Below are 23,241 nucleotides of genomic sequence, written 5' to 3'. Positions count from 1 at the left end.
GACTGAAAAGAACGATAGAGCATGCGACCGGCCGTTGTCTATAGTTAGTTGTATGACTGACTCAGTACTGCGGGCGGCGGCCCCCAAGGCGGGCAAACGGGAGCGGCTGGCGGACGCGGCGGCGCAGGTGTTCCACGAGCAGGGTGTGGAGAAGACGACCATCGCCGATATCGCCCGCGCGGCCGACGTGCCGGTCGGAAACGTCTACTACTACTTCAAGACCAAGGATCAGCTGGTGCAGGCCGCGATCGGGGCGCACGCCCACACGGCACAGGAGATCATCGCGGCGCTCGAGCAGTACGACGCGCCCGCCGAGCGGCTCAGGGCCCTGGTCCGCGGCTGGGTCGACCAGCGCGAGACGGTGGCCCGATTCGGTTGCCCCTCAGGCACTCTCGCCACCGAACTCGACAAGCGCGCCGACGGACTCGATACCGAACTCGCCGATGTGATGCGCGGACTGCTGGATTGGATCCAGGCGCAATTCACCGCCATGGGACGCGACGACGCACGGGAACTCGCCGTCGCGCTGCTGGCCGCGTATCAGGGGATTTCCCTGCTCACCAACACCTTTCGTGATCCGGACATGATGGCGGCGGAGGGCCGCCGCCTGGAGGCCTGGATCGACTCGCTGGCCTGAGCGCTCAGTTCAGGGCGGGCTCGGCCGGGCGGACGCTCCAGCGGCCCTCGTGGCGCAGGATGCGCACTGGGTGGTCGAAACAAGCGCTGATGTGCTCGGTCGTGATGACCTCGTCGACGGGTCCGGCGGCTACCGTGCGGCCGTCGCGCAGCAGCATGGCGTGGGTGGTGCCGGGCGGGAGTTCCTCGAGGTGATGGGTCACCAGCACGGAGGACAGCTCCGGATGCGCGCGCTGCAGGCGGTCGATGCGTTCCAGGAGTTGTTCGCGCCCGGCGAGATCCAGCCCGGTGGCCGGTTCGTCCAGGAGTAGCAGGCGCGGGCTGGGCATCAGGGCGCGGGCGATGAGGGCGCGGCCGCGCTGACCCTGCGACAGGATGTGCCAGCCGGCGTCGCGGCGGTGGGTCAAGCCGAGCAGATCGATGAGCCGGTCGGTCTCGGCCAGTTGCTCGGCGGTGGCTTCCCAGCGCGGAATCAGGTCGGCGGTATTGGTGGCGCCGGTGAGCACGACCTCGCGGACCGTGAGATGGCTGTCCGGCGTGTGGCGGGGGTCGACGTGCCCGATTCCGGCGCGCAGTGCGCGCATGTCGACGCGGCCCAGTCGATGCCCCAGCACCTCGACGCTGCCGCGGCTGGGATGCTCGAAGGCGCCCAGCATGCGCAACAGCGTGGTCTTACCGGCGCCGTTGGGTCCGAGCAGCGCCCAGTGCTCGCCGGCCCGTACGGTGAGCGAAACCCCTTGCAGGATGGGGTTTCCGCCACGCACCACGTCGACCGCGTCGACCTTCAGCACCGGTGAGTCCGTCATGGCCCCACGGTAGCAAACTCCTCAGACAAGTCGAGGAGTGAATTTCGACGGGCACCGCTGTGAGCCCGCTGTGTAGGGTGGTCGCTATGGCGATCGAGGCGGTGCTCTTCGACTTCTCCGGCACAGTGTTCCGATTGGAGGAATCGGAATTCTGGGACGTGGATCTCACCGATACCGGCGGCCGGGCCCTGGATACCCATGAGATCGCGGAGATCATGCGCCGCATGACGGCGCCCGTCGGACAGTTCGTCCAGTTCGACGAGGAAGGCCAATACGCCTGGGACAACCGGGATCTCGACCCGGCCCTGCATCGCACCGCCTATATGCAGGTGCTGGAGCAGTCGGGTGTGCCCGAGGGCAGCGCGGAGAAACTGTATGCGCGGCTGCTGGATCCGACCGCCTGGACGCCGTACCCCGATACCGGCGCGGTGCTGCACGGTCTGAGCGAGAACGGCCTGAAGGTCGGGATCGTCAGCAATATCGCCTTCGATATCCGTCCCGCCTTCGTCGATCGCGGCTGGGACCGCGTGATCGACGATTTCACGCTGTCCTTCGAGGTCGGCGCCATGAAGCCGGATGTCCGCATCTTCAAGGGCGCGCTGGACCGGCTCGGCGTGGATCCGTCGAATGCCCTCATGATCGGCGACAGTGCCGAAGCCGACGGCGGCGCAACGGTTCTCGGATGCGAGTTCGCCCTCGTGGATCCGGTGCCGACCGTGCAGCGTCCGTCCGCCTTGGCCGATATCATCCGCGCGCGGGGTCTCCTCACCTAAAGTCAAGACCAGTTGGTCTGTGTTACGTGTCACATTGTTCTAGATAGATTGACGATATATCGTCGATAGCAGCAGATAGAACAACGAGCCTTTAGGAGGCCCACAATGGAACGCATGGACAACAACCAGGAATGGGGCCGCGGCCCCTGGCGGCGACTGCGAGCAGAAGAGCAGCAGGGCCGCGAACACCCGCGAGCACGGCGAGGCGGCCCGCGCGATCCGCGTGAGCACGGCCCGCACCGGCACGGCCACGGCCGTGGATTCGGCCCGGACTTCGGTCCCGGCTTCGGCGGACCCGGCGGCTTCGGCGGCCCGGGCGGCTTCGGCCCTGGCCCGCACTTCGGCCGCGGACGCGGTCGCGGCGGACGCGGCCGGCGTGGCGACGTCCGCGCGGCCATCCTCCTGCTGCTGCAGGAACGGCCGATGCACGGATACGAGCTCATCCAGCAGATCCGCGAGCGCAGCCAGGATGTGTGGCGCCCGAGCCCGGGGTCCATCTACCCCGCGCTGTCGCAGCTCGAGGACGAGGGCCTGATCCTCATCGAGCGGGTGGCCGGTCGCAAGACCGCCAAGCTCACCGAGGCGGGCACCGCCTACATCGAGGCCAACCGCACCGATCTCGGCGATCCCTGGCAGGACGTCAAGGACGGCGTCGGCGATCAGGCGCTCGATCTGCGCGGACTGGTCGGTCAGCTGATGGGTGCGGTCGCTCAGGTCGCCGCCGTCGGCAACCCGGAACAGGCGAGCAAGGCCGCCGAGGTCCTCACCGAGGCCCGCCGCGCCCTGTACCGCATCCTCGCCGAGGACGACGCACCGTCGACCGAGGACGCACCGTCGACCGACGAGTGATCCGGTGATCACGCCTCAGGCCTTCCCTGCCATGTCGCAGGGAAGGCCTTTCGCGTCTCCGGCAACGGGATTCGGTCAGGCGTTCAGGGCCAGTGCGGTGGCCACCACGGGCGCGTGCGGCATGACCTGCAGATCGCTCTCCTGCGTCCACGCGTAGTTCACCAGCGTCGCGAACTGTGCGACGAAATGATCCCGCCACGGCTGCGAGCCGAAGTTCATGGCGGTGTTGACCTGCTGCCAGCCGGTGGTGGAGAAGTTGACCGACCCTTCCCAGCACTGCGGCCCGGCGGGGGAGTCCGTCACCAGGCCCTTGGTGTGGCAGATATATTGCCGCCCAGCCGTACTCGTGCCGATCGTCACTTCGATACCCGCGTCGACCAATTGTGAAACGAGCGGCTTTTCGCTGTTCCCGACCGACTGACTGTGGTCCAGATACAGATGCAGCGGAACCCCGTTGTGGTGCGCCGCGATCAACTCGTCGGTGGCGTCCTGCAGGGTGAAGGTGTAGGCGATGATCCAGGTTTCCCCAGGTGCGGCCACCAATTCCAGGAATTTCTGTTTGGCCGCGTCGTGATCATCGGGCATGAGATAGCAGGTCATCGAACCGTCTATCACGAAGGTCATGCCGGCCACGATAACCCCAGAACTTGGGGCGGCGAAACATGCGCTGCCACCGGGACATTCGGCGCGCCCTCGTAGATGATTATGAGATGGCACAATTGGGCCCCGTCGCGCACTGTGAGACGGGACAAAACGGGAGCCGGACCGCGCGCGCACTGCGCCGTGTCGCGCCGGCGGGGGTAATGGCAGTGGCCGCGGCCGTCATCGGGGCGCCGCCGATCGTCGCACCGCAGGCGCAGGCGCTACCGAACGGCGACAGCATCATGATGGTGCCGACCGTGCCCGGGCCGCCACAGACCGAACATCTGGGGGCTGCCACTTATCTGAAACAGCATCCGGACGCAGCGCCGCAGGGCGCCAACGACTTCGGCTGCAAGCCGACCGCTCAGCACCCGTATCCGGTGGTGCTCGCGCACGGCACCGATTCCTCGGCCTACAGCGACTGGTCGGGCCTGAGCCCGCAACTGGCCCAGGCCGGGCTGTGCGTGTTTGCCATGAACTACGGCGGTAAACCCGGTAAGGACAGCTACGGCACCGAGGACGTGTGGGACAGCTCGGCGCAGGTCGGCACCTTCGTCGACCAGGTGCTCGCCGCCACCGGCGCGCCGAAGGTCGACATGGTCGGGTTCTCGCAGGGGGCGAGCGTGACCCGCTACTACATCGACAAACTGGGCGGCGCACCCAAGGTCGATCAGTGGATCGGGCTGGCTTCGCCCAGCTACGGCGGCGTCATGTACGGACTGGTTCCGGTGGCCGACAAGGTGCCGGGCATCTACAAGCTCGTACAGGCGGCGTCCTCGCTGGCGGCCGTGCAGCAGGCGGCCGGGTCGCCGTTCATGAACGACCTCAACTCCGGCGGCGACACCGTCGCGGGTGTGCGATACACCACCATCGGCAGCCGGGTGGATGAAATGATCCAGCCCTTCGGCAATATCGCGCTCAAGGGTGCGGGCGCCACCAATCTGGTGCTGCAGGATCTCTGTTCCGCCGACCTGACCGGGCATTTCCATATGGTCTACGACCCGTTCGTACAGCAGACGGTGGTGAACCTGCTCGCTCCCGATCGGGCCGTCGCACCCAACTGCGTGCCCGTCGCCTTGGGCACCGGCATCAGCGATGTAGTGCTGGCGGCGCATTCCTGATCGGGGCGGTCTGCGGCGTCCGTAAAATGAGACGACCGTATTCGTTCGCAATCGGGAGCTGCCCGTGACCATCCAGCCTGTCCGCCTGTTCGGCGATCCGATCCTGCGCGCCCGCGCGGCGGAGGTCGAGACGTTCGATCGGGAGGTACGCCAGCTGGTGACCGACCTCACCGACACCATGTACGAGAGCGGCGGGGTCGGTATGGCCGCACCGCAGATCGGGGTGGGGCTACGGGTGTTCGTCTACGACACGGGTGAGGCGCACGGGCATCTCATCAATCCCGTCTGGGAAGTGCTGGATGAGGAGACGCAGACCGGGGTCGAGGGCTGCCTTTCGATTCCCGGTGTGCGCGAAGACGTTTCGCGCGCGATGACGGTGCAGGTGCGTGGCGTCGACCAGACCGGCAAGCCGGTGGAGTTCCGGGCCGAGGGACTGTTGGCGCGCTGCGTGCAGCACGAGACCGATCACCTCGATGGAATACTGTTCCTGCAGCGGCTGGAACCGGCCGCCCGTAAGGACGCCATGCGCGCGGTGCGCGAATCCTCTTGGTTCACACAGGGAATCACAGTGCTCTCGGCCTCGCAGCTCGGCGGCAGCCGCCGTCGTGCCGAGGCCGGGACTCAGGAACGGAGCCGCTGATGCGTCTGGTCTTCGCAGGAACCCCCGAGCCGGCGGTTCCGTCGCTGCGGCGGCTCATCGAATCCGATCGGCACGAGGTGGTCGCGGTGGTGACGCGACCGGATGCGATCGCCGGACGTGGCCGTAAGGTCACCCGCTCGCCCATCGGGCGGCTGGCCGATGAGCACGGGATTCCCGTGTTCACGCCGAAGCGGCCGTCGGAGCCCGAATTCGTCGAGCAGCTCACGGCATTGGCGCCGGACTGTTGCCCGGTGGTGGCGTACGGTGCGCTGTTGCCCGAACCGGTGCTCGAGATTCCCCGGTACGGCTGGATCAACCTGCACTTCTCGCTGCTGCCCGCATGGCGTGGCGCCGCGCCGGTGCAGGCGGCCATCCTCGCCGGTGACGAGTTCAGCGGCGCGTCGACCTTCCGGATCGAGAAGGGTCTCGACACCGGCCCGGTCTACGGCACGCTGGTCGAGAAGGTCGGCGTGAACGACACTTCCGGCGCCTTGCTCGAACGGCTCGCCGAAAGCGGCGCGCAGCTGCTGGAATCCACCCTCGACGCGGTGGAAGACGGCATCGTGCAGGCGGTTCCGCAGGCCGCCGAGGGCGTCTCCTACGCCCCCAAGGTGCTCCCGGAATCCGGCCAGGTCCGCTGGGACCAGCCCGCCCTCGCCATCTCCCGCCTGATCCGCTCGGTCACGCCGGCCCCCGGCGCCTGGACCGAAATCGACGGCAAGCGCTTTAAGCTCGGCCCCGTGGAACTCGTCGAGGAGCACCTCCCGGTCCGTACCGTCGACGTCCGTAAAACCGGCGTCTACATCGGCACCGCCACCACCGCGGTCCGCCTCGACCAGATCCAGCCACCCGGCAAACGCATGATGCCCGCCCTCGACTGGGCCCGCGGCGCCCGCCTGGAGCCGGGCACGGTGATCGGATGACCCGCCCCGAGAACGCCGACGACAACCGCCGCACCGACTCCGGCCGCGACCGGACCGGCAGCTTCCGCCGCTCGGCCGCGGCAGGCGGTGATGGCAAACCCGCTGCCCGCAACGGCGAACGCGCTGCCGCCCAAGGCGATCGGCGCGCCCCCCGCCCCGATCGAACCGGCGGCACCGCACGCCGCTCCGATGATCAGAACGGCACCGGACGTGGTGGCCGCGGAGCCTCAGGCGGCACATCCGAATCCGGCGGTCGCAGATTCAGCGAATCGAAGTCGGACACCGGTGCGGCGCAGGGCCGCGGCCCCCGTAAAACCGGCGGCAGCGCCGCGCGTGGCGGCCGGGATCGTGGTGAGCGTGAATCGTTTGGGGCGCAGCCGGATCGGCGGCGGGGCAATGAGCCGGCCGGCGGCGGTCGGCGGGAGAACTCGCGTGGCGGGGCCGGGAACGGTGGCCGGGCGGGTGGCGCGCGGAACGACCATGGGGTGGATCCGGTGCGATTGGTGGCGCGGGATGTGCTGCGGGCCGTACGGGAGCGGGATGCTTATGCGAATCTGGTGCTGCCGGGGTTGTTGCGGGAGCGGCGGATCAGTGGGCGGGATGCGGCATTGGCCACCGAGCTCACGTATGGGACCTGCCGGTCGCGGGGGTTGCTGGATGCGGTGATCGCGGATTGTGCGGGGCGGGCTGTCGAGGAGATCGACGGGCCGTTGCTGGATGCGCTGCGGTTGGGGACGTATCAGCTGTTGCGGACTCGGATCGGGGCGCACGCCGCGGTCGATACGTCGGTGGCGCTGGCGCGGTCCGAATTCGGGCAGGGGCGGGCCGGATTCGTGAACGCGGTGCTGCGGCGGGTGGCGGAGCGGACGCCCGAGGAGTGGGTGGAGCGGCTCGCGCCGCAGGATCCGCTGGGGCACTTGGCATTCGAGTACGCGCATCCGGTGTGGATCGCGCAGGCGTTCGCGGATGCGCTCGGCGCGGAGGCCGGTGAACTGCGCGCGGTGCTGGAGGCCGATGACGCCCGGCCCGCGGTGCATCTGGTGGCGCGGCCCGGTGACATCACCGCCGAGGAACTCGCGCTCGTCACCGGTGGCGAGGAAGGCCGTTGGTCGCCGTACGCGGTGTACCTCGAAGGCGGCGATCCCGGCAAGCTGGAACCCGTCCGCGAGGGCATGGCCGCCGTCCAGGACGAGGGCAGTCAGCTGGTCGCCCTCGCGGTCACGAAGGCCCCGCTCGAAGGCCCCGACGGCGGTCGCTGGCTCGACCTCTGCGCCGGCCCCGGCGGCAAGACCGCCCTGCTGGGTGCGATCGCCGAGATCGACGGCTTCCGGGTCGACGCCGTCGAACCCGCCGAGCACCGCGCCGAACTGGTCCGCAAGGCCACCCGCGATATGCCGGTCGACATCCACGTCACCGACGGCCGCGACAGTGGCCTGACCCCCGGCTTCGACCGCATCCTGGTCGACGCCCCCTGTACCGGCCTGGGCGCCCTGCGCCGCCGCCCGGAGGCCCGCTGGCGCCGCCGGCCCTCCGACGTCCGCGAGCTGGTCACTTTGCAGCGCGAGTTGCTCACGGCCGCATGGGATCTCGTGCGTCCCGGTGGCGTGGTCGTCTACTCGACCTGCTCTCCGCACCTACCGGAGACCGTCTCCGTGGTGGCCGATATGGTCCGCCGCACGGGCGCGGAGCAACTCGACACCCGCGAATTGCTCCCCGGCGTACCGGATCTCGGCGACGGCCCCGGCGCCCAGCTGTGGCCCCACCGTCACGGCACCGATGCCATGTTCGTCGCCGCGCTGCGTAAACCTATGCAGGCGAGCTGATCCGGACCGGACGATAACGGACGTTCACGGCGGCTATCGGGTCGGTCTGCCCGACCTGATGCAGCCGGATCGGCACGCCACCGGGATTGTCGTACAACCGGATTCCGTCGCCGAGCAGGACCGGCACCACGTGCAGGTCGATCTCGTCGATGAGTCCGAGTTCGAGGAGCTGACGGCCGATGGATGGTGAGAAGACCTCCAGGTTCTTGCCCTCCGCGGCTGCCAGTGCGATCCGCATCGCTTCGGCCGCACCGCAGTTCAGGAACGTGACCCCCGCGGCGGGTGCGGCGTCTTCGGGGTGATGGGTGAGGACGAAGATCGGTCCTTGCCAGGCGCCGCCGTAGGGCCGGCTCGCATTGATCGCGTCCCATCCGGAGCGCCCACCGAGGATCGCCCCCGTGGTGGTGACGTACTCATCGATCAGTCCGGGCCGGACGGTGAATCCGGTCAGCCAGTCCATCGCATGCTCGGGCCCGGCCACGAAGCCGTCCAGTGACATGGTGAAGTGCCAGAGCACCTTTCCGCTCGCGGTCTGCGGCTCGGTATCGCTCACGACTCACCCTTTCACGGTCGAGTTCGGCTCTCGGCGAGAGCGGTTGTCAGCGCTTCGGACGGTACGCGGTGAGGAAGGCCGTGGCGCCGCTATCGGCGATCTCATCCAGTTCCGGGGCTGTCGGGAGGGGTCTGCCGGGCGCGAACAGCGCGGCGTCGAATACTGCGCCGAGGATCAGGTACGAGTAGTGCTCGGCGGCGCGGCGTGGGTCCGGGACATGTAGTTCGCCGCGTACGTGCAGGTCGGCGAAGGCGGTGGTGAGTGCGTCGATGACGCGCCCGGGGGCGCGCCGGTAGTACTCGGCGGCCAGGTCCGGGAATCGGGTGGCTTCGAGAATGATGAGCCGGCGGAGTTGCAGGACGCGGGGTTGGGCCACGGCGGCCAGGTGGCGGCGGGCGAGTGCGCGCAGGGCGGCCGGGACGTCGTCGGCGTGGGCGAGGCCGGCGACGAGCTGTTCGGTGAATTCGGCGGCGGTCGGGGTGGCGCCGAGCACGATCTCGGTGAACAAGCGCTGCTTGTCGCCGAAGTTGTTGTAGACACTGCGCTTGGAAACCTTTGCGGCGGCGGCGATCTCGTCGATGCTGGTGCCCTGGTAGCCCTGTTTCAGGAACAGGGTCGTCGCGACGGTGGCGATTGCCGTCCTGGTGCGGACCACTCGGGGGTCCGGGCCGCGGCTCGCGGCTGTGCCCGGCGCTGCCATCGGAATCCGCACCACCAGGACGTCATCGGGGGTGTCGGGGTCCGTCTCCGTCATCGGGCCTCCTGCCTTGTCCACAACTATTGCACCCTATCGTGTCTCTCGGTACTGTACGGTACACTATCTCTGGTACTGATGAGTGCAGAAAGTAGAGAGTCATGAGTGTTCCGGCTCCGCTGAAGTTCCACGCCACCGTCGAGGCCACGGGCAAGACCACCACTGGAATCGAAGTGCCCGCAGACCTCCTCACCGAGCTGGGCGCGGGCGGTCGCCCACCGGTCACGGCGCGGATCAACGACTACACCTACCGGACGACCATCGGAGTGATGGCCGGTCGGCACCTGCTCAGTGTCAGCGCCGACGTGCGCGCGGCGGCCGGCGTGCGCGCGGGCGATCGGGTGAACGTCGAGCTCGTCCTCGATACCGCCGCACGCACTGTCGAGCTGCCCGCCGATCTCGCTGCGGCCCTGGACGATTCCCAGCGACGCGTTTTCGACGGACTCTCCAACAGCCGGAAACAGCGCCTGGTGAACCCGATCGAGCAGGCGAAGACCCCCGAAACCCGGCAGCGCCGGATCGACAAGGCGGCGGCCGAGCTCGGGTCCGTCACCTCGTAACCGCCGTCAGGCGTCGGGGACGTTGCGCGCGAGTTCGTCGAGCCAGGCGGTGGCGACGGCGTCGCTCGGAGCGCGCCAGTCGCCACGGGGCGAGAGGGAGCCGCCGGAGCCGACTTTGGGTGCGTTGGGGAGGGTCGAGCGTTTGAATTGACTGGTCTGGATGAAGCGGCGGAGGAATTCGGATAGCCAGTGCTTGATGGTGGGGAGGTCGTATTCGTGGCGTTGGTCGGCGGGGACGAGGTCGGGCCAGCGGCCGCGGGTGTTGTCGGACCAGGCGTGGCGGGCCAGGTAGGCGATGCGGCTGGGGCGATCGCCGTAGCGGAGCAGATGGTAGAGGTGGAAGTCCTGGAGTTCGTAGGGACCGACGGTGGCCTCGGAGCTCTGGGCGGGGGCGTCGCCGTCGCCGGGGATGAGTTCCGGGGAGATCTCGGTGGTCAGTACGGATTTCAGGACTTCGCTCGCTTCGGGACCAAGGCCTTCGGTGTCGATGGTCCAGGCCACGAGGTATTTGATGAGCGTTTTGGGAACCGAGGCGTTCACGCTGTAGTGCGCCATATGGTCGCCGACGCCGAAAGTGCACCAGCCGAGGGCCAGTTCGCTGAGGTCGCCGGTGCCGATCACCAGCGCGTGATGCATATTGGCGAGGCGGAACAGGTGGGAGGTGCGCTCGCCGGCCTGCACGTTCTCGTAGGTGACGTCGTACTGTGGAACACCTTCGGCGGCAGGATGATTCAGGTCGCGCAGCATCTGCATGGCCGAGGGGCGGATATCGATCTCGTGGGCGGTCGCGCCGACCGCGTGCATGAGGCGGCGGGCATCCTCGAGGGTGCGGCTGCTGGTGCCGAAGCCGGGCATGGTGTAGGCCAGCACATTCGAGCGCGGCAGCCCGAGCCGGTCCATGGTCTTGGCGGCCACGATGAGCGCCACCGTGGAGTCCAGGCCGCCGGATACCCCGATCACCACATGCCGGGAACCTGTCGCCGCGAGTCGGGTGCTCAATCCCTCGACCTGGATGCGGTGTACCTCGGCGCAACGCTCGTTGCGGACGGCCGGGTCGGCGGGAACATAAGGGAAGCGGGGGATTTCGCGTTCGAGGGCCACGGTCCGCGCCGGCACCGGTAGTCGCGTCTCGATGCGCCGGAAGCGGGCCAGCCGCTCGCGGTGATCGTGCACATTGTCGGCGAAGCTGGTCATCCGTAACCGGTCGGCGGCCAGGCGCTGCAGGTCGAGGTCGGCCGTCACCAGTTGCGGGTGGTCGGCGAAGCGTTCGCCTTCGGCCAGCACATTGCCGTTCTCGCAGACCAGCGCCTGTCCGTCCCAGGCCATATCGGTGGTCGACTCACCGTGTCCGGCAGCGGAATACAGGTAGGCGGCGATATAGCGCGCCGAATGTGAGGCGCACAGTTCGCGCCGATAGTCGGCCTTACCGATGACGATATTGCTGGCGGACAGGTTCACCAGCACCGTTGCCCCGGCGAGCGCGGCGAAACCGCTGGGCGGCAATGGCACCCAGCCGTCCTCGCAGATCTCCAGGTGGAAGACGAATCCGGGCACATTGGCGGCGGTGAAGAGCAGGTCGTCGCCGAACGGAACCCGTTGTCCCGCAATATCGATGTGATCGTCCAGGGCTTCCCGCGCGGCCGCGTACTGCCGTTTCTCGTAGAACTCGCGATAGTTGGGCAGGTAGCTCTTGGGCACCGCGCCGAGCACCGTGCCCTGTTGGATCACGATGCCGCAGTTGAACAGCCGGCCCTGCGCCCGCACCGGGGCGCCGACCACCAGGACGGTGTCGATCGCCGCGCTCTCGGCGACGATCTGCTCGAGCGCCAGGCCGACCGCATCGTCGAGGGCGTCCTGGTGGAAGAGGTCGTCGGCGGTGTAACTGGACAATCCGAGTTCGGGAAACACGGTCAGCACGGCATGCTCCGCCGCGGCCCGCCGGGCCAATAGCAGAGTCTGCTCGGCATTGAAGGCGGGATCGGCGACTCGCACCGGCGGCACGGCGACGGCGACCCGGGCGAATCCGTGCCGATACAGCGAGTCGAACGGTAAGGCCTGTTCGCGCGGCGGTTGCTGTGTCACACCGACCCCTTTGCGTCCCGGAGAGTCGATCATGGTCGATCGCAATCTAACCGAATCGCCACGGGGCGCCGCATCGGCCATACCGGTTTCACTCGCGGGCGGACTGCTCCCGCAGGCGCGCAAGAGTTTTCGACAGGATGCGGGAGACGTGCATCTGCGAGATGCCCATCTGCTGGGCGATCTGCGTCTGCGTCATGGATTCGAAGAACCGCATGGTCAGAATCCTGCGCTCCCGTTCGGGCAGCCCGGCCAGCAGCGGGCGGATGGCCACGTACTCCTCGACCCGGTCGAACTGGGATTCCTCTTCGCCGAGGGTGTCCAGCAGAGAGGCTTCGGTATCCCGGCCGACCGAGACGGCGTCGATGGAACTGGGCTGATACGCATTGCCCGCAATGACCGCCTGGGTGACCTCGTCCGGATCGATATCGAGTTCGGCCGCGATCTCCTTGGCCGTGGGGGAGCGGCCCAGCTTCTGCGAGAGTGCGTCGATGGCCCCGCCGATGCGCAGGTGGGTTTCCTTGACGCGCCGCGGAACTCGCATGGCCCAGGTGTTGTCGCGGAAATAGCGCCGGACCTCGCCCATGATGGTCGGCACCGCGAAGGACAGGAAGTTGGAGCCGCGGGAAATATCGAAGCGGTCCACGGCGTGCACCAGGCCGACCCGCGCCACCTGGGTGAGATCGTCGAACGGCTCCCCGCGCCCGCTGAACTTGCGGGCGATGTGGTCGGCCAGCGGAATGCAGCGGCTGATCAGTTCGGCGCGAATGGCGGTGCGGCGCGCGGACTCCGGTGCGGCATTGGACAGCTGCACGAACAGCGCGTTGACATCGTCGTAGCCGGAGACGCTGCGGGCGACCTCCTCGGCCTCTTCCTCGTCGATGGCCTCGTCGGCGGCGTCCTCGCCGTTCTCCTCGGCGTCCCCGTTGTTCTCGGTGCCCGGCTCGCCGGTGCCGTTCTCGGTGGCGCCGTTCTCGGGCACGCCGATATCACCGGATTCGGTGGGTCCGGTGGCGGTTTCCTGGTGTGGTTCGGGCTCGGATGCGTCGGTGGATGCGAACACGATGTCTCCGTCTGCCACTAGCCCTTCCCCCGGACCCGCCGGAACTCCACCGAGGTCGGGTAGCCGGAAATGGCCGGATCGAAGTCGCCCTGTGCGGCTTTCACCTCATCGGAGAGGGTCCGCAGTACATGCCAGCCGAAGCTGCGCTGATCCGGTAGTCCTTCGGTGGCGGCCACGCCGCTCACCTGTACCAGCAAATCGGTGTCGCCGACGGTGAAGCGGCACTGCAGGGTGGTGCCGGGCGCGGCGACGGCGATGAGGGTGGAGGCGGCCTCGTCGACGGCGAGCCGGATATCGGCGACTTCGTCGAGGGTGAAATCACTGAGCAGCACCAGAGTTTCGGCGAGTCCACGCACGATGGGCAGCTGGGAGACGGATGCAGCAACTCCGATCTCGACCGGGGTGGCGCGCAACCCTTGTTCCGCCGAAATGTTGATCACCTTGTAGAGGCTACCCATTCCGGCGCTCGGCAATCAGGCCAATGGGGGTGTTCGGCGGGTCCGATGTCGTTCCGCTACCGACCGGATGTCGTTCCGCTACTGCCGCTCGGGCGTGGCGCGCTGCCCGATACACTGCCGCCTGTGTGCACCTCTTCCTCCCCGTTCTCCCGGCCCGCGCCGATGATCGCACCGTCCATCCTGTCCGCCGATTTCTCGCGCCTCGCCGAGGAACTGAAGGCGATCGAAGGCTCGGATTGGGTGCACGTGGATGTGATGGACAACCACTTCGTCCCCAATCTGACGCTGGGCCTGCCGGTGGTGCAGAGTCTGTTGCGGGCCACCGATATTCCGATGGACTGCCATCTCATGATCGACGATCCGGGTCGCTGGGCGCCGGGATACGCGGAGGCGGGCGCGTACAACGTGACGTTCCACGCCGAGGCCGCCGATGATCCGATCGCCGTCGCGCGCGATATCCGCGCGGCGGGGGCGAAGGCGGGACTTTCGGTCAAGCCGGGTACGCCGATCGAGCCGTACCTGGAGATCCTGCGCGAGTTCGACACCCTGCTGGTGATGAGCGTCGAACCCGGTTTCGGCGGGCAGTCGTTCATCCCGGACGTCCTGGACAAGGCGCGTACGGTGCGGCGGCTGGTCGATGCGGGTGAGCTGCGGCTGGTGGTGGAGATCGACGGCGGCATCAATATGGACACCATCGAGCAGGCCGCCGAGGCGGGCGTGGACTGTTTCGTCGCCGGCTCGGCCGTCTACGGCACCGCCGATCCGGCCGCGACGGTGGAAGTCCTGCGGCAGAAGGCGATCGCCATCGAGGCCGCCGCGAACGCCGAATAGTCCACGGCGGCTTGGCAACCCGGTAGCGACGGAGGTTCGGGGGCCCGGGGCCCGGTGGGTCCGCCGCTACCGGACCAGGAGCGCCTCGATGACCGATTCGAGCGGCGGTACCGCGGAGACGGTCTCGGGCGGCTGCACCCAGGTGCGGTATCCGGTGCGTTCGTCGTCGGCGGACGGCAGTACCACCTGTGCGCCGGCGCAGGCGACGGTCGCGTAGAGCCGGAACAGCCGGGCCGTGACCGAGGTGTCGAGGGTCTCCGGCCGCGCGGGGCCGGTGATGAAGGTCCAGCGCCGGGCCCGGGGATGGTGTACGACCGGACCGGCCAGTTCGGCTTGCTCCAGTCGTTGCTGGACGCGTTCGCCCAGCTCGGCGGGCATGGTGATGGCGCCGTAACGGTTGCCTATGTCGAGCAGGATGTGACGTGACGTCGGGTCGATCGATGCCGGCAGATGAAATTCACGCCGATACTGCACGCAGCGAACTTCGAGTGTCGAATCGAGAAGCGTGGTCACGCCGCACCCCCATCTGTGCCGATTGTCTTGTCTGCCACCTGTATCCGACCCGCGAGGGTCCAACCTTCCTTCGGTTCGAATGCTTCGATGATCGCCCAGGGGCCTGAACGGCCGTGGACGCCGAGACGGTTCTGCGTTGAACTGCTGGCGGAGAAGTTGAACTGTGGGAATCAGCTGCATAACAATCTTGCGACCATTTTCGCCCCCGCGCAAGATTTTGGTGTAAGCGACTCGCGGACTGGGTAGCGTCGCGATCTTTGTTTACACCCCGGCAATTTGGAACCACAGGAAATCCCGACATTTCAATTGGTAATCCCGTGTAATTCCGGACATTTTCGTGCCACTCGTCGGCTTCGTCCGACTCGTCCCGCCCACCGGTATCGAACGCTCCAGTGAACGAGGCCGCATGTCGCCTACGACCCGCCGTCGTTAGGCTGGTGGTGACAGCCGCCGCGCGGGGGAATACCCCCGGCACCCGCGGCTGTTGGCCGGAGCGACGGGCCCGCATCGGGGGCCGAGGCGACAGGAGAGGTAAAGGCATGTTCACAGGCATCGTCGAGGAGCTGGGCGAGATCGTCGCCACCGAACAGCTGGACGATTCGGCGCGACTCACCATTCGCGGCCCCCTGGTCACCTCCGATGCCGGACACGGGGATTCCATCGCCGTCAACGGCGTCTGCCTCACCGTCGTCGATCAGCAGGTGCGGGGCGACACCTTCACCGTCGACGTCATGGCCGAGACCCTGCACCGCTCCAGCATCGGCGGCCTGGCCGCCGGCTCCCGGGTGAACCTGGAACGCGCCGCGGCCGTCAACAGCCGCCTCGGCGGCCACATCGTGCAGGGCCACGTGGACGGCACCGGCGCCATCGTCTCCCGCACCCCCTACGAGAATTGGGAAGTCGTCCGAATCTCGTTGCCCGACAGCATCGCTCGCTATGTCGTCGAGAAGGGCTCCATCACCGTCGACGGCATCTCGCTGACCGTCTCCGGCATCGGCATCGCCGACGAGGCGGCCGCCGATGGCAGCAAGGACTGGTTCGAGGTCTCCCTCATCCCGACCACCCGTGAGCTCACCACCCTGGGCACCGCCCCGGTCGGCACCACCGTGAACCTGGAGGTGGACATCATCGCCAAGTACGTCGAGCGGCTGGTCCAGCGCGGCTGATTGCGCGCGCCGCCGGGAGGCGTCGCAAATCAGACATCGCTGCTGGCCTAGTGTTAGTGGGCAACTATCTCGAGATGGAGCACAACAGACGTGACCAGGTTCGACACCATCGAGCGCGCAGTCGCCGACATCGCCGCCGGTAAAGCCGTCGTCGTCGTCGACGACGAGAGCCGGGAGAACGAGGGCGACCTCATCTTCGCGGCGGAGAAAGCGACCCCTGAGCTCGTGGCCTTCATGATCCGCTACACCTCCGGTTACATCTGTGTGCCGCTCACCGGCGACGACTGCGACCGGCTCGGCCTGCCGCCCATGTACGCGGTCAACCAGGACAAGCACGGCACCGCCTACACCGTTTCCGTCGATGCCCGCGACGGCATCACCACGGGCATCTCCGGCGCCGACCGCGCCACCACCATGCGGGTGCTGGCCGACCCGAAGTCCGAGGCGCAGGATCTGACCCGTCCGGGTCACGTGGTTCCGTTGCGCGCCAAGGACGGTGGCGTACTGCGCCGCGCCGGCCACACCGAGGCCGCGGTCGATCTGGCCCGCATGGCCGGGCTCAGCCCCGCCGGCGTCATCTGCGAGATCGTGTCGCAGAAGAACGAGGGCGATATGGCGCGCACCGAGGAGTTGCGCGTCTTCGCCGACGAACACGATCTGGCGCTCATCTGCATCGCCGACATGATCGCCTGGCGCCGCAGGAACGAGAAGCATGTCGAGCGCATCGCCGAGGCGCGGATTCCGACCGCGCACGGTGATTTCCGCGCCTTCGGCTACCGCAGCTCCTACGACGACTCCGAGCACGTGGCCCTGGTCATGGGCGATCTCGCGGGCGCCGACGGCAAGGGCGAGGGCGTACTGGTGCGCGTGCACTCCGAATGCCTCACCGGCGATGTCTTCGGCTCACTGCGCTGCGACTGCGGCCCGCAGCTGGATGCCGCGCTCGAGATGGTGGCGGCCGAGGGCCGTGGCGTGGTGCTGTACATGCGCGGGCACGAGGGCCGTGGCATCGGCCTCATGCACAAGCTGCAGGCCTACCAGATCCAGGACGAGAAGAAGCTCGACACCGTGGACGCCAATCTGGATCAGGGCCTGCCCGCCGATGCCCGCGATTACGGCACCGGCGCACAGATTCTGGTGGACCTCGGCATCACCTCGATGCGACTGCTCACCAACAATCCGGACAAGCGCGCCGGGTTGGAGGGCTACGGTCTGAGTATCACCGAGCGGGTGCAGATGCCGGTGCGCGCCAACAGCCACAACCTGCACTACCTGCGCACCAAGCGGGATCGCATGGGCCACGATCTGGTGGGCCTGGACGATCTCGACCTGGGCGAGACCGCGAACTGATCGCGGACCGCGAATTGACTACCGAGAGGGCGGAACAACGATGAGCGGTACCGGCGTACCGACTTTCGAGCTCGCCGATGCCAAGCACCTGAAGCTGGGCATCGTCGCGTCGCGCTGGCACACCACCATCTGCGACGCGCTGGTCGCGAATGCGGAGGAGACCGCGCGCAAGGCCGGCGTCGCGGACATCACGGTGGTCCGGGTCGCGGGCGCCATGGAGCTGCCGGTGGTGGCGCAGGCGCTGGCCCGCACCCATGACGCGGTGGTGGCGCTGGGCGTCGTGATCCGCGGCGGGACACCGCATTTCGAGTATGTCTGTGATTCGGTGACGGCGGGGCTGACCCGGGTGTCGCTGGACGAGGGCACCCCGGTCACCAATGGTGTGCTCACCGTGAACACCGAGGAGCAGGCCCTCGCCCGCGCCGGGCTGCCCGGTTCGGTGGAGAACAAGGGTGAGCAGGCCGCCGCGGCCGCGCTCGATGCCGCGCTTACCCTGCGCGAACTCAGCCAGACGGTGTAAGTCGTGCCTGTCGTCCGGATCTGGAAGCGCGGCGGCTCGGAGGAGCCGCCCCGCAAACGCGCAACGAAAGCGCCTGCCACACCGGACGAATCGGGACAGCACCCGGCCACACAGGAGCAGCCGGACGGCGAGTCCGCCGTCGGCGACGAGGAGAACGCGGAGCCCGAGGAACCCATGGTCGAGACGAAAACCGATGCCGCGCAGTGGGATCTCGAGGTGCGGCCGCTCCGTTCCATCCGCAATGCCCGGATCACCGCGGTGGTGCTGGCGGCGATCTTCATCTTCGGCGGGATCGTGCTCCGGCACGGGTCGACCGGCGTGAACTTCCGCATCTCCGACCAGATCGGCCTCATCATCTTCGGCCTGCTGCTCGGCGGCTCGGCCCTGTTGTTCACCCGGCCGCGGGTGCGCGTCGGCCCGCGCGGGGTCGAGGTGCGCAATGTGGTGGGCGAGTCCTTCTACGAGTGGAAGGACATCCGCGGAATCTCCTTCGCCGACAAGAAGTCCTGGCCCCGCCTGGAACTGGTGTACGACGAGTACGCGCCGGTGATGGCCATTCGCACCAATGACAAGCTGCGCGCCGTGGAAGCGATGAACCGCTTCCGCGAACTGGGCGCCAAGTACACCGGCGAAACCGCCGCCTAGCCGCTAACTCGGCGGGCCGCCGAGCACCACGCCTTCGCGCCGGGGGTCGGCGCCGCCGGTCCAGTTGTCGCTGTTGGCTTCTCGGACGAGTGCGGACAGTCCGCTGGATTGCGGGAAGACCGAGACTTGATGGCCGAGTCGGCGTAGCTGTTGCACGAGCGGGTCGTGGTCGCCGTTGTCGGCGGCGTTCACGGCGGGATGTTCACCGCCGACATTCGTCACGGGGCTGTTGTCGGCGCCGAAGTCGATCATGGATACGGCCTGTTGCGGGTTCATGCCCCAATCGAGCATGCCGACAAGGGTTTTCACCACGAATTGGATGATGACCGAGCCGCCGGGTGAGCCGGTGACGTACTGCAACTGCCCGCGGGACCCGTCGGGATTGCGCTCGAACACCAGGGTCGGCGCCATGGAACTGCGCGGCCGTTTGCCGGCCTCGACGCGGTTGGCGACGGGCAGGCCGTCCTTGTCGACGGGCTGGGCGGAGAAGTCGGTGAGCTGGTTGTTCAGGATGAATCCGTCGACCAGGTGGAACGAGCCGAAGGCCGATTCCACCGTGGTGGTCATCGAGGCCGCATTGCCGTACTTGTCGACGATGGAGATATGGCTGGTGCCGTGCTCGGGCTGTAGTGGTCCGTTGCCGAGCTGGACCGGGCCGAAGTCGCCGGGCTGGGCGCGGCCCATGCTGTGATTGGGGTCGATGAGCGCGGCACGCTGCTTCAGATAGTTCGGATCGAGCAGCGTCTGCGGCGAATTGCCCGGCAGCGCAACGAAATCCGAGTCCGCGACGTATTTGTCGCGGTCGGCGTAGGCGAGTCGTTCGGCCTCGGAGATGAGGTGCACCGCCTGCGCGGTCGGTTTGCCGCCATCGCGGGCGGCATCGCTGTCGCCGGTGATGTTGTCCGGCTTCATCGATGCCAGATCGAAGTTGGACAGAATGCCGAGCGTCGATTCCACGGTGATGCCGCCCGAGGACGGGTTGGGCATGCCGCAGATATCGTGGCTGCGGTAGGGCGAGCACACGACGGTGCGCTTCTTGGCCTGGTAGGCAGCGAGATCCGCGGTGGTGGTCAGGCCCGGGGTGCGTCCGGCGGTGGTGGTGTTGATGGCGTCGACGATGTCGGCGGCGATGGCGCCGGTATAGAAGGCGTTCGCGCCATCGGTGGCGATGGCGGAGAAGACCTTGCCGATGGCCGGATTGGTCAGTGTGGTGCCCGCGGCTTTGGGGCTGCCGTCCGGCTGCAGGAAGTAGGCGCTCGCATTGGGGTCCTTGGCGAGATCGGTTGCCGAGCTTGCGATCTGGCTCGCCATCCGCGGCCCGATCTCGAAGCCTTGGTCGGCCATTTCGGTGGCCGGGGTGAAGAGGTCCTTCCACGGTTGTCTGCCGTGATCGTTGTGGGCGAGTTCCAGTAGGCGCAGTACTCCCGGGGTGCCGATGGACCGCCCGCTGGCGCGGGCATTGGGCTGGGGCACGGTCGGGTCGGTGGCGCTGATGTAGCGCAGGTAGTCGGGTGTGGCTGCCGCAGGCGCGGTTTCGCGTCCGTCGTAGGCGTCGACACTCTTGGTGTTCGCGTCGTAGTAGAGCAGGAACGTGCCACCTCCGATGCCGGTGGCTTGTGGTTCGACCAGGCCCAGCACCGTTTGCGCGACGATCAGCGCGTCGGCGGCGGTGCCGCCCTCACGCAGCACCTTGCAGGCTGCCTCGGTGGCGACCGGGTTGGCGGTGGAGACCGCGAAACCCCCGGTGCGCACCGGTTTCATGCCGGTCCGGTAGCCGGTGGCGATCTCCGGATGCTGCGACAGATTCGTCGACGAAGGACCCGCGGGGACACCCGAAGTCACCGGTACACCGTTGGGAGTCGCAGTGCAGGAAGCCTGCTCCTGATCCGGGCCGGCCGAACAAGCGGTTGCCACTCCGAGCAGTAGTAGCGCGGCGGCGGCAACGCCACCCCAGGTCCGTTGTCGCAAGCGCCTCATGATCGGACTCTAACGTCATGATCAGGTGTTCCGCGGCCTCATGTTCGAGCGTTTCCGAGGCTATTACTTGCAAGAAGACCATCAGGTCGGTTGACATGGTGTTTCGCCAGCGCGCCTACCTGCGACGGAGCGGCGATGTGGCGCTCAGCAAATCGCAAGGTACTCTCGGGACGCCTCACTTGACGATTGCGGAGGGTTTACCGGCGAATGACCGAGATCCGGACTACTGCCACCAACCTGAACGCCGAGGACAGCGGGTATCACAAAGCCCTCAAGCCTCGGCAGTTGCAGATGATTGCCATTGGTGGCGCCATCGGCACCGGGCTTTTCCTCGGCGCGGGCGGACGCCTCGCCAGCGCGGGCCCGTCGCTGTTCCTGGTGTACCTGGTCTGCGGTATTTTCGTATTCTTCATCCTGCGCGCCCTGGGCGAGCTGGTGCTGCACCGCCCCTCCTCCGGTTCCTTCGTGTCGTATGCGCGCGAATTCTTCGGTGAGAAGGCCGCTTTCGTGGCCGGCTGGATGTACTTCCTGAACTGGTCCATGACCGGCATCGTGGACACCACCGCCGTCGCCACCTATCTGCACTACTGGGGGCCGTTCCAGCCTGTGGCGCAATGGATCCTGGCGCTGGGCGCGCTGATCATCGTGCTCGGCATCAACCTCGCCTCGGTGAAGTGGTTCGGCGAGATGGAGTTCTGGGCGGCCATGATCAAGGTGCTCGCCCTGGTCACCTTCCTGGTGGTCGGCACCATCTTCCTCGCGGGCCGTTTCGACGTCGAGGGCGCGCGGACCGGCTTCGGCATGGTGAGCCATGCCGGCGGCTGGTTCCCGACCGGGGTGCTGCCGCTGGTCACCGTCACCTCGGGTGTCGTATTCGCCTATGCCGCAGTCGAAATGGTCGGCATCGCGGCCGGTGAGACCGAGAACCCGGCCAAGATCATGCCGCGCGCCATCAACTCGGTCATCGTGCGTATCGCGGTGTTCTACTGCGGCTCGGTGATCCTGCTGGCGCTGCTGTTGCCGTACACCTCGTACAAGGCGGGGGAGAGCCCGTTCGTCACCTTCTTCGGCAAACTCGGTGTGGCGCACATGGGTTCGATCATGAACTTCGTGGTGCTGACCGCCGCGCTGTCGAGTCTGAACGCCGGCCTGTACTCCACCGGCCGCATTCTGCGGTCGATGTCGATGAACGGCAGTGCGCCCAAGTTCACCTCGCGGATGTCGAAAGCCGGTGTGCCCTATGGCGGCATCCTGCTCACCAGTTGCATCGCGCTGTTCGGCATCTGGCTGAACTACGTCGTGCCCTCGCAGGCGTTCGAGATCGTGCTGAACGTGGCGTCGCTGGGCATTCTGGCCTCCTGGGCCACCATCGTGCTGTGCCAGTTGAAGTTGTGGTGGTGGTCGCAGCAGGGGCGGATGGAGCGCCCGGCCTTCCGGACCTGGGGCGCGCCCTATACGAGCATCGCGACGCTGGTGTTCCTGTTCGCCGTGCTGATCCTCATGGCCTTCGACCACCCGGTCGGTACCTGGACCGTCGGCAGCCTCGTGATCATCATCCCGGCCTTGATCATCGGCTGGATGTTCGCGAAGAAGCGGGTGCTGGCCATCGCCAGGATGCGTGAGGGCTACACCGGTGAATTCCCGGTGATTCCGCCGATTCCGATGGACGACAAGTAGTTTCCGGCTTCCGGCGGTAGACTGCGAAACCGCCGGGGGACCTGCGCTTACGACGGCCGCACGCGGAATTCGCGTGCGGCCGTTATGTGTTCGATATCACTGTTTACTCGTGCGCACTATCGGCGTGGTCATAGTCATAAGTTCCCCGCCGCGATTGTCCAGAATCCGAACGGTTGGTTAGCGTCAGGTGCTGCCGCGTTCGCAGGGGGCGCGCAACGGTTTTGCTCGATGAGGAGTGCTGTGAGTTCGCATACGGCTGTGGTCGACGAGGTGGATATGCCGACGACAGACGCGGGAAACGGTGTTCCTGCCAGGAGTTTCGATAGATTCACCGGATTGGCCCGGAACCTGCGTCGTGATGGTTCCGAGATCGTGTTTCCGCGCCAGGTGCGCGAAACTCAGTACGCGGCCCTGGCCGCAATGGGATTGGCGATAATGCATTGCCTGCTCGCCTTGATCGGCGGGGTGGACGGCGCGCTCGGCAGCCTCGGCCATTTCTTCGCGGCCTGGCTGACCGGCGGCGTCGCACTGCTTTTCGGCACCCGCTCGCGCTGGGTGTGGATCGCCGCGCTGGGATTCGCCAGCCTGCAGGCCTTCCTGTGCATCTTCACCCTGGTCTCGGCCGAAATGCCCACGGGCATGGGACCGTACACCGTGCTGGCCGGCGTGATGGCCTCCGGCGTGGTGCTGGCGCTACTGCTGCGCCGCGACTGCTACCGCTGGTTCAATTCCGCCTCCCCGGAACTTTAGCGGGCGGGTGAGTGCCGTTGGCCCTCCTGCACCCGTGCCGGCGGTTGGGTGCCGAACCGATTCAGGGCGTACCCGGTGAGTTACCCGGGCGGGCGCGAAATCAGTTGTCGCCTTCCGCCCGGACAGTGTCCG

General features: G+C 67.3%; 24 protein-coding genes. 15 read left to right on the top strand and 9 right to left on the bottom strand.

Features of this window, described 5'->3' with window-relative positions:
- Positions 1 to 52: 52 nt before the first annotated feature.
- Entirely contained in the window at positions 53 to 637 is a 585-nt protein-coding gene (locus ACIP5Y_RS29900) for a TetR/AcrR family transcriptional regulator (RefSeq protein ID WP_400355060.1), read from the top strand.
- Between the two features lie 4 nt (positions 638 to 641).
- Here ACIP5Y_RS29900 and ACIP5Y_RS29895 read toward each other — a convergent pair whose 3' ends face one another.
- Entirely contained in the window at positions 642 to 1,442 is an 801-nt protein-coding gene (locus ACIP5Y_RS29895) for an ABC transporter ATP-binding protein (RefSeq protein ID WP_400355058.1), read from the bottom strand.
- 86 nt (positions 1,443 to 1,528) lie between these two features.
- Here ACIP5Y_RS29895 and ACIP5Y_RS29890 point away from each other — a divergent pair, with 86 nt between their 5' ends.
- Both ACIP5Y_RS29890 and ACIP5Y_RS29885 read left to right on the top strand, forming a co-directional pair.
- On the top strand, positions 1,529 to 2,215 hold the full coding sequence (locus tag ACIP5Y_RS29890) for an HAD family hydrolase (RefSeq protein WP_400355056.1): 687 nt from the start codon (positions 1,529 to 1,531) through the stop codon (positions 2,213 to 2,215).
- Positions 2,216 to 2,329: 114 nt separating this feature from the next.
- A complete protein-coding gene (locus ACIP5Y_RS29885) occupies positions 2,330 to 3,064 on the top strand; it encodes a PadR family transcriptional regulator (protein ID WP_400355864.1) in 735 nt (244 codons plus the stop codon).
- A 75-nt stretch (positions 3,065 to 3,139) separates the two neighbouring features.
- Here ACIP5Y_RS29885 and ACIP5Y_RS29880 read toward each other — a convergent pair whose 3' ends face one another.
- Entirely contained in the window at positions 3,140 to 3,688 is a 549-nt protein-coding gene (locus ACIP5Y_RS29880) for a phospholipase D-like domain-containing protein (protein WP_400355054.1), read from the bottom strand.
- A gap of 86 nt (positions 3,689 to 3,774) precedes the next feature.
- On the opposite strand from ACIP5Y_RS29880, the gene ACIP5Y_RS29875 reads away from it, so the two are divergent.
- The 4 genes from ACIP5Y_RS29875 to ACIP5Y_RS29860 all read left to right on the top strand — a co-directional run bounded on the left by ACIP5Y_RS29875 (position 3,775) and on the right by ACIP5Y_RS29860 (position 8,213).
- The gene (locus tag ACIP5Y_RS29875) at positions 3,775 to 4,827 is read left to right on the top strand and encodes a lipase family alpha/beta hydrolase (RefSeq protein WP_400355053.1); all 1,053 of its coding nucleotides are present in this window, start codon (positions 3,775 to 3,777) and stop codon (positions 4,825 to 4,827) included.
- Between the two features lie 64 nt (positions 4,828 to 4,891).
- Positions 4,892 to 5,467 (top strand): peptide deformylase, encoded by a 576-nt coding sequence (gene def, locus ACIP5Y_RS29870; protein ID WP_400355051.1) that lies wholly within the window; start codon positions 4,892 to 4,894, stop codon positions 5,465 to 5,467.
- On the top strand, positions 5,467 to 6,390 hold the full coding sequence (fmt, locus tag ACIP5Y_RS29865) for a methionyl-tRNA formyltransferase (protein WP_400355049.1): 924 nt from the start codon (positions 5,467 to 5,469) through the stop codon (positions 6,388 to 6,390). The genes def and fmt overlap by 1 nt, the downstream gene beginning before the upstream one ends.
- Before the next feature lie 503 nt (positions 6,391 to 6,893).
- Positions 6,894 to 8,213, top strand: coding sequence for an RsmB/NOP family class I SAM-dependent RNA methyltransferase (locus ACIP5Y_RS29860; RefSeq protein WP_400355862.1), 1,320 nt, complete (start codon positions 6,894 to 6,896; stop codon positions 8,211 to 8,213).
- Here ACIP5Y_RS29860 and ACIP5Y_RS29855 read toward each other — a convergent pair.
- Together ACIP5Y_RS29855 and ACIP5Y_RS29850 are read right to left on the bottom strand one after the other, a co-directional pair.
- Positions 8,197 to 8,766, bottom strand: coding sequence for a dihydrofolate reductase family protein (locus ACIP5Y_RS29855; RefSeq protein ID WP_400355047.1), 570 nt, complete (start codon positions 8,764 to 8,766; stop codon positions 8,197 to 8,199). The two genes, ACIP5Y_RS29860 and ACIP5Y_RS29855, sit on opposite strands and share 17 nt — an antisense overlap.
- 46 nt (positions 8,767 to 8,812) lie before the next feature.
- On the bottom strand, positions 8,813 to 9,520 hold the full coding sequence (locus tag ACIP5Y_RS29850; RefSeq protein ID WP_400355046.1) for a TetR/AcrR family transcriptional regulator: 708 nt from the start codon (positions 9,518 to 9,520) through the stop codon (positions 8,813 to 8,815).
- A 101-nt stretch (positions 9,521 to 9,621) separates the two neighbouring features.
- Between ACIP5Y_RS29850 and ACIP5Y_RS29845 the strand changes: the two genes are divergently transcribed.
- Positions 9,622 to 10,080, top strand: coding sequence for a YdeI/OmpD-associated family protein (locus ACIP5Y_RS29845; RefSeq protein WP_400355044.1), 459 nt, complete (start codon positions 9,622 to 9,624; stop codon positions 10,078 to 10,080).
- Positions 10,081 to 10,086: 6 nt separating this feature from the next.
- On the opposite strand, the gene ACIP5Y_RS29840 is transcribed toward ACIP5Y_RS29845, so the two are convergent.
- The 3 genes from ACIP5Y_RS29840 to ACIP5Y_RS29830 form a co-directional block, all read right to left on the bottom strand.
- The gene (locus ACIP5Y_RS29840) at positions 10,087 to 12,195 is read right to left on the bottom strand and encodes an NAD(+) synthase (protein WP_400355042.1); all 2,109 of its coding nucleotides are present in this window, start codon (positions 12,193 to 12,195) and stop codon (positions 10,087 to 10,089) included.
- A gap of 55 nt (positions 12,196 to 12,250) precedes the next feature.
- The gene (locus tag ACIP5Y_RS29835) at positions 12,251 to 13,042 is read right to left on the bottom strand and encodes an RNA polymerase sigma factor SigF (RefSeq protein ID WP_400355860.1); all 792 of its coding nucleotides are present in this window, start codon (positions 13,040 to 13,042) and stop codon (positions 12,251 to 12,253) included.
- 197 nt (positions 13,043 to 13,239) lie between these two features.
- Entirely contained in the window at positions 13,240 to 13,662 is a 423-nt protein-coding gene (locus ACIP5Y_RS29830) for an anti-sigma factor (protein ID WP_400355040.1), read from the bottom strand.
- A 180-nt stretch (positions 13,663 to 13,842) separates the two neighbouring features.
- On the opposite strand from ACIP5Y_RS29830, the gene rpe reads away from it, so the two are divergent.
- On the top strand, positions 13,843 to 14,511 hold the full coding sequence (gene rpe / locus ACIP5Y_RS29825; RefSeq protein ID WP_400355858.1) for a ribulose-phosphate 3-epimerase: 669 nt from the start codon (positions 13,843 to 13,845) through the stop codon (positions 14,509 to 14,511).
- Between the two features lie 66 nt (positions 14,512 to 14,577).
- Here the strand turns inward: rpe and ACIP5Y_RS29820 are convergent, their stop codons facing one another.
- A complete protein-coding gene (locus ACIP5Y_RS29820) occupies positions 14,578 to 15,024 on the bottom strand; it encodes a hypothetical protein (protein ID WP_400355038.1) in 447 nt (148 codons plus the stop codon).
- Between the two features lie 539 nt (positions 15,025 to 15,563).
- On the opposite strand from ACIP5Y_RS29820, the gene ACIP5Y_RS29815 reads away from it, so the two are divergent.
- From ACIP5Y_RS29815 to ACIP5Y_RS29800, 4 genes are all read left to right on the top strand, one after another.
- Complete coding sequence (locus ACIP5Y_RS29815) at positions 15,564 to 16,190, top strand: riboflavin synthase (protein WP_400355037.1); 627 nt, start codon at positions 15,564 to 15,566, stop codon at positions 16,188 to 16,190.
- A 90-nt stretch (positions 16,191 to 16,280) separates the two neighbouring features.
- Complete coding sequence (locus ACIP5Y_RS29810; RefSeq protein WP_400355035.1) at positions 16,281 to 17,540, top strand: bifunctional 3,4-dihydroxy-2-butanone-4-phosphate synthase/GTP cyclohydrolase II; 1,260 nt, start codon at positions 16,281 to 16,283, stop codon at positions 17,538 to 17,540.
- A 40-nt stretch (positions 17,541 to 17,580) separates the two neighbouring features.
- Positions 17,581 to 18,060, top strand: coding sequence for a 6,7-dimethyl-8-ribityllumazine synthase (gene ribH / locus ACIP5Y_RS29805; protein WP_400355034.1), 480 nt, complete (start codon positions 17,581 to 17,583; stop codon positions 18,058 to 18,060).
- A 3-nt stretch (positions 18,061 to 18,063) separates the two neighbouring features.
- The gene (locus ACIP5Y_RS29800; protein WP_400355032.1) at positions 18,064 to 18,705 is read left to right on the top strand and encodes a PH domain-containing protein; all 642 of its coding nucleotides are present in this window, start codon (positions 18,064 to 18,066) and stop codon (positions 18,703 to 18,705) included.
- A 3-nt stretch (positions 18,706 to 18,708) separates the two neighbouring features.
- Here ACIP5Y_RS29800 and ACIP5Y_RS29795 read toward each other — a convergent pair whose 3' ends face one another.
- Positions 18,709 to 20,682, bottom strand: a complete 1,974-nt coding sequence (locus tag ACIP5Y_RS29795) for a gamma-glutamyltransferase family protein (protein WP_400355031.1) — start codon at positions 20,680 to 20,682, stop codon at positions 18,709 to 18,711.
- Positions 20,683 to 20,889: 207 nt separating this feature from the next.
- Between ACIP5Y_RS29795 and ACIP5Y_RS29790 the strand changes: the two genes are divergently transcribed.
- Entirely contained in the window at positions 20,890 to 22,359 is a 1,470-nt protein-coding gene (locus ACIP5Y_RS29790) for an amino acid permease (protein WP_400355029.1), read from the top strand.
- Positions 22,360 to 22,599: 240 nt separating this feature from the next.
- Positions 22,600 to 23,109 (top strand): hypothetical protein, encoded by a 510-nt coding sequence (locus ACIP5Y_RS29785; protein ID WP_400355027.1) that lies wholly within the window; start codon positions 22,600 to 22,602, stop codon positions 23,107 to 23,109.
- Positions 23,110 to 23,241: the final 132 nt, after the last annotated feature.

The organism is Nocardia sp. NPDC088792 (assembly GCF_044750615.1).
Lineage (GTDB): Bacteria > Actinomycetota > Actinomycetes > Mycobacteriales > Mycobacteriaceae > Nocardia.
Note: the sequence above shows the minus strand (reverse complement) of the source record. Positions and strands in the feature narration are given on the sequence as shown.

Excerpts from the sequence above, each read along its gene's own strand:
- ACIP5Y_RS29875 (WP_400355053.1), top strand. The coding sequence starts at position 3,775 with ATGGCACAATTGGGCCCCGTCGCGCACTGTGAGACGGGACAAAACGGG.
- ACIP5Y_RS29850 (WP_400355046.1), bottom strand. The coding sequence starts at position 9,520 with ATGACGGAGACGGACCCCGACACCCCCGATGACGTCCTGGTGGTGCGG.
- ACIP5Y_RS29795 (WP_400355031.1), bottom strand. The coding sequence starts at position 20,682 with ATGAGGCGCTTGCGACAACGGACCTGGGGTGGCGTTGCCGCCGCCGCG.
- ACIP5Y_RS29880 (WP_400355054.1), bottom strand. The coding sequence starts at position 3,688 with ATGACCTTCGTGATAGACGGTTCGATGACCTGCTATCTCATGCCCGAT.
- fmt (WP_400355049.1), top strand. The coding sequence starts at position 5,467 with ATGCGTCTGGTCTTCGCAGGAACCCCCGAGCCGGCGGTTCCGTCGCTG.
- ACIP5Y_RS29900 (WP_400355060.1), top strand. The coding sequence starts at position 53 with ATGACTGACTCAGTACTGCGGGCGGCGGCCCCCAAGGCGGGCAAACGG.
- ACIP5Y_RS29815 (WP_400355037.1), top strand. The coding sequence starts at position 15,564 with ATGTTCACAGGCATCGTCGAGGAGCTGGGCGAGATCGTCGCCACCGAA.
- ACIP5Y_RS29890 (WP_400355056.1), top strand. The coding sequence starts at position 1,529 with ATGGCGATCGAGGCGGTGCTCTTCGACTTCTCCGGCACAGTGTTCCGA.
- ACIP5Y_RS29885 (WP_400355864.1), top strand. The coding sequence starts at position 2,330 with ATGGACAACAACCAGGAATGGGGCCGCGGCCCCTGGCGGCGACTGCGA.
- ribH (WP_400355034.1), top strand. The coding sequence starts at position 17,581 with ATGAGCGGTACCGGCGTACCGACTTTCGAGCTCGCCGATGCCAAGCAC.
- ACIP5Y_RS29840 (WP_400355042.1), bottom strand. The coding sequence starts at position 12,195 with ATGATCGACTCTCCGGGACGCAAAGGGGTCGGTGTGACACAGCAACCG.
- ACIP5Y_RS29895 (WP_400355058.1), bottom strand. The coding sequence starts at position 1,442 with ATGACGGACTCACCGGTGCTGAAGGTCGACGCGGTCGACGTGGTGCGT.
- ACIP5Y_RS29790 (WP_400355029.1), top strand. The coding sequence starts at position 20,890 with ATGACCGAGATCCGGACTACTGCCACCAACCTGAACGCCGAGGACAGC.
- rpe (WP_400355858.1), top strand. The coding sequence starts at position 13,843 with ATGATCGCACCGTCCATCCTGTCCGCCGATTTCTCGCGCCTCGCCGAG.
- ACIP5Y_RS29845 (WP_400355044.1), top strand. The coding sequence starts at position 9,622 with ATGAGTGTTCCGGCTCCGCTGAAGTTCCACGCCACCGTCGAGGCCACG.